We start from the raw sequence: 3,899 nt of genomic DNA on the forward strand, positions 1-3,899 counted from the left end.
GAATAACTAGTCAACCCTTAAAATTGCTTTTTTATGACTTTTTCAGCAAGCCCTATTTAGCTTGAATTCTGTAACATTTACCATCTTTGTAGGCAATCAAATCAAAGGGTGCATGTTCAGTTACTACTGGTACAAAAACCGAATATTCTTTCTCGACTAAATCTGCTATCACTTTAGCTGCTGCTAGATCGCCCTTGTCTTTTGTGTGGTGCATTTATATGAACTCTAAAGCCATTTTATAAATTACCATGAAAAGGCTTGTTTAAGGTTCGTATTAAGTTAAAACGAGCGCGGCAGGGTTCGAACCTGCGACCAACGGATTAGAAATCCGTGGCTCTATCCACTGAGCTACGCGCCCAACATAAATTAATGGCTCCTGAAGGAGTCACCTGCACTATTATATCGTCTTTACTTACCAAGAAGCAATCGAAAATTGCAGATTTACCACTAGCAAGGCTAAGATGCTAGTCGCTAGTTAGTTAATCTACATCGAAAACGAAACAGATGGGGTATTGGTTTAGATATATTGTGTTGTCAAGGGGTTATTTGCCCGTTAGCGCCAACGCCCTCTGGGTGGCTACCTTCGGGAAGGATCTGGCGATCGCTAGGCTCATTTCCACAGTATGCTAGGTAATTTCAGCCTTGGCGATGCTGCCAAATGCCATTATATATTCCATATTAAGAGTGCCCCTGTGAGGAGTTATTTGCTAGTGCCATGTTTATTCTCAAACGGCAGGATGTTGAAATATCAAGCATTCAGCACCCAAAACGGGATCAGCAAGTGCCGATCCTCAATTATCAAGGGCAGACTTTTCGCTTGATTAGCGTTTTCAAAGCTAGTCAAGAGGAAGAAGCGAGAGCCTTATGGAGAGAATTAACGGATAACCGGGGTAAAGCCTGTGTTTTACTAGAAGAACCCGAACGCTTTAGTGTTTGGGGTAAAATCCGTTTAGAACAGCTGGATAGTGACACAGGTGGTCATGGCAAAACGGCGATTTTAGTCCAAGCCAGTATTTTGCTGTTGCAAGGTGTTTCTATCGACATTGAAGAGTTTTTGGGTGCTAGGCAAGCTGCATTATTTGAAAAAGATATTGCGGAAGTATTACAGCAGAAGCAATTTCCCCAAGCATCTTCCTTAGAAGCGGTTAAATATTTGGTATCTACTAATCCGTTACCGACAGCCAAAATACCTGATTGGCAAGAAAATCATGTAGTTATCCTATTACAAGAACTGCATCGGTTAGGAAAAGCATATTTCGGCAATGCTAATTTTACCAAACAAGTGATTTATAAGCTAGAAGATATGCCAGAAGCCGAGCGATCGCTGTTTATCAATTGGGTAAACCAATCGTCACTGGGTAAACTATGGCAGTAGCATGGAAATTTTTTAACAAAGTTTCTACCATTGGCACTTGCTTTTGGTATCCAATTGTGCATCGTTTAGCAGACACACTACTAGATATACAGTCCTTTAACTCAGAATACTGCCAGAGTGCATCTACATAGTCAAGTCCTATGAATAACTCTTACGACAATTCGTTCCTTTCCAAATCCATTTTCACCACTCAGAACATTGTCTTAGCTAATATTGGCTGGGCCGTACTAGCACTGCTATACTTCTTATTGTTTAGTGCCAAAGTTCCCGGAGCAGATGGCATCGAAAGCCGGGCCGAGTGGTATGTGATTGGCACAAATATTTTTGAAGCTTTAGCTTATTTGGGTGCAAGTATCTTATGCTTGAGGAACTGGCTGAGTCCGCAAATCGTCAGTGGCCGAAATGTTTGGCTCTTGATTGGCTTAGGTATGCTTTCCTATTTCGTTGGGGGGATAATTTTCGGATATACCGAAATAATTTTAAAAGATGAACCGGATGTGTCTTTAGGCGATATATTTTTTGTACTTAGTTATCTATTACTTGGCGCAGGCATGATTTTAGCTGTGACTTCCAGGCGAATCAATCTGGAAAAATGGCAGTGGCTAATTGTGTTAGCAATTGCAATGTTCGGTAGTTTGGTAGCATGGTGGATTTCTATGCAACAGGGAACGCCCTCAGAACTGCTAGTCGCTATTTTGAATTGGTTTTACGTAGTTAGCGATGTGGTTTTGTTAATTATTGCTACCACTTTGCTGTTAGCCTTTTGGGGGGGAAGAGTTTCCCAGTCTTGGCGAATGATTGCAGCTGCGGCCTTTTCGCTCTACATTGCAGATATGTGGTTCAAATATGCCCAAAGCCCCAATTATCAAAGTGGGGAAATATTAGAAGTGTTTTGGGTGTTTAGTGGAGTGTTATTTGGACTGGGCGCTGTCTTAGAATATGACGCATCACTAAGACGAACGCGGCGTACCAGTGGACGTAAACGAGCTTAGTAAAGATTTTTGGTATCTACCGTGAGAAAATTAACAGATTCTGACAAGCAAGAAATTCTTAAGTTATATCGAGAGACTGCCGAAACAACCTCAACTTTGGCAGAACGCTATGGTGTGAGTAATTCGACAATTAGTCGCCTGCTCAAAAGCACTTTGCCAGAAGATGAGTATGAATACTTGGTCTCCTTAAAGCGGGCTGCGAGAACTCCTGAGGGCAGGGCGCAGGTAAGTTACGAGCAATTACCTCTACTGACTCAACCAGAGCCGGAAATAGAAGTTCCACCCATCGAAACTCCACCTGTGGAAGTACCAAAGGTTGAGCCACAGCCACGTCGGGTAATTCATGTAGAGCAGGAACTTTTCTCAGAGGAAACGGCGGAGTCACTCGCTGCTAGTAGACGGGTGCGGCGACGCCCCTCGGCGGCGGAAAAACCGAAGCTCCGAGTCACAGAGAAATTAGAAACTCCAGAGCCAAAGCCGCCGGAAATAGTCAGCATCCCTATCCCACCGCTAAAGAATGAGCATCCAGGAGCGGCTGTCATCGCGCAGATGTTGGGCGAAGATTTGCTAGACGAGCCGGAGGATTTGGATGATTTAGATGATGATGATTTAGAGGATGACGACTTTGAGGAAGAAGACTTTGATGACGATGACCTGGATGAGGAAAGACCTTTAGTCACAAAACGAAGGCCAGGTGAAGCATCAGTTCAAGTTTTACCTCTGTCAATAGCCAATTTGCCGAAAACTTGCTATTTGGTAATTGACCGTTCCTCAGAATTAATTACGCGACCTCTGAAGGACTTTGGTGATTTAGGGCAAATTCCCAGCCTGGAAACCCAACAAAGAACTCTGCCGGTGTTTGATAACCATCGCGTGGCCAAGCGTTTTTCTACCAAGCGCGATCGCGTGATTAAAGTTCCTGATAGTAAAATGCTCCATAAGGCTCGGACTCATTTGGAAGCTAAGGGCATCACGCGACTATTGATTGATGGTCAGGTCTATTCCTTGTCTACAACACTTTAGAGGTCATGGAGACACCTGCTGGCTATGGTGTGGTATTGGTAACTGCTGGCAACATGCAGGAGGCAGAAGCAATTGCTAATGCTCTTGTGGAAGCGAAACTCGCTGCTTGCGTGAGTCTGTTACCAATCCACTCAATTTACACTTGGCAAGGGGAACTGCATAAAGAGCAAGAATGCCAATTACTAATTAAAACTGATTTGGCGCAATTTCCGGCAATGGAAGCCAAAATTATGGAACTGCACTCCTATGAAGTACCAGAAATTATTGCTTTACCAATTGTTGCCGGTTCTCAAGCCTACTTGCAGTGGATTTCTCAGCAAGTTAAAAGTAAAGAGTGAGGAGTTAGAATTTTCATAACTCCTCACTCTCAACTACTAACTCTAAGCATCAACAGCTGCTTCAAATCAAACTAGTACAGCACGGCGGAAGCAAACCGCCTATTCAACAAAATCAATAGACACGTCCGGAATATGATTTGGTTACAAAAAAATGGTAGAAAGGAAAATTGA

At 43.2% G+C, this 3,899-nt stretch carries 4 protein-coding genes, 1 tRNA gene and 1 pseudogene; 4 read left to right on the forward strand and 2 right to left on the reverse strand.

Translation table 11 applies throughout. The features are described from left to right. Positions 1–55: 55 nt before the first annotated feature. Positions 56–214, reverse strand: a pseudogene (locus VB740_RS17460) (group I intron-associated PD-(D/E)XK endonuclease); the annotation flags it as partial. A 71-nt stretch (positions 215–285) separates the two neighbouring features. Next, positions 286–358, reverse strand: a tRNA-Arg gene (locus tag VB740_RS17465). Between the two features lie 357 nt (positions 359–715). Here VB740_RS17465 and VB740_RS17470 point away from each other — a divergent pair. The 4 genes from VB740_RS17470 to cutA all read left to right on the forward strand — a co-directional run bounded on the left by VB740_RS17470 (position 716) and on the right by cutA (position 3,728). Further along, entirely contained in the window at positions 716–1,375 is a 660-nt protein-coding gene (locus VB740_RS17470; RefSeq protein WP_323201230.1) for an Npun_F0813 family protein, read from the forward strand. A 140-nt stretch (positions 1,376–1,515) separates the two neighbouring features. Next, the gene (locus VB740_RS17475) at positions 1,516–2,367 is read left to right on the forward strand and encodes a hypothetical protein (RefSeq protein WP_323201231.1); all 852 of its coding nucleotides are present in this window, start codon (positions 1,516–1,518) and stop codon (positions 2,365–2,367) included. A 21-nt stretch (positions 2,368–2,388) separates the two neighbouring features. Then, entirely contained in the window at positions 2,389–3,390 is a 1,002-nt protein-coding gene (locus VB740_RS17480; protein WP_323201232.1) for a transposase, read from the forward strand. Positions 3,391–3,395: 5 nt separating this feature from the next. After that, positions 3,396–3,728 carry a divalent-cation tolerance protein CutA gene (gene cutA / locus VB740_RS17485; RefSeq protein ID WP_323201233.1) on the forward strand — a complete coding sequence of 111 codons (333 nt, stop codon included), beginning with the start codon at positions 3,396–3,398 and terminating at the stop codon, positions 3,726–3,728. Positions 3,729–3,899: the final 171 nt, after the last annotated feature.

Origin of the sequence: Nostoc sp. UHCC 0251, from assembly GCF_034932245.1 — a bacterium.
In the GTDB taxonomy this organism is placed as follows: Bacteria; Cyanobacteriota; Cyanobacteriia; order Cyanobacteriales; family Nostocaceae; genus Nostoc.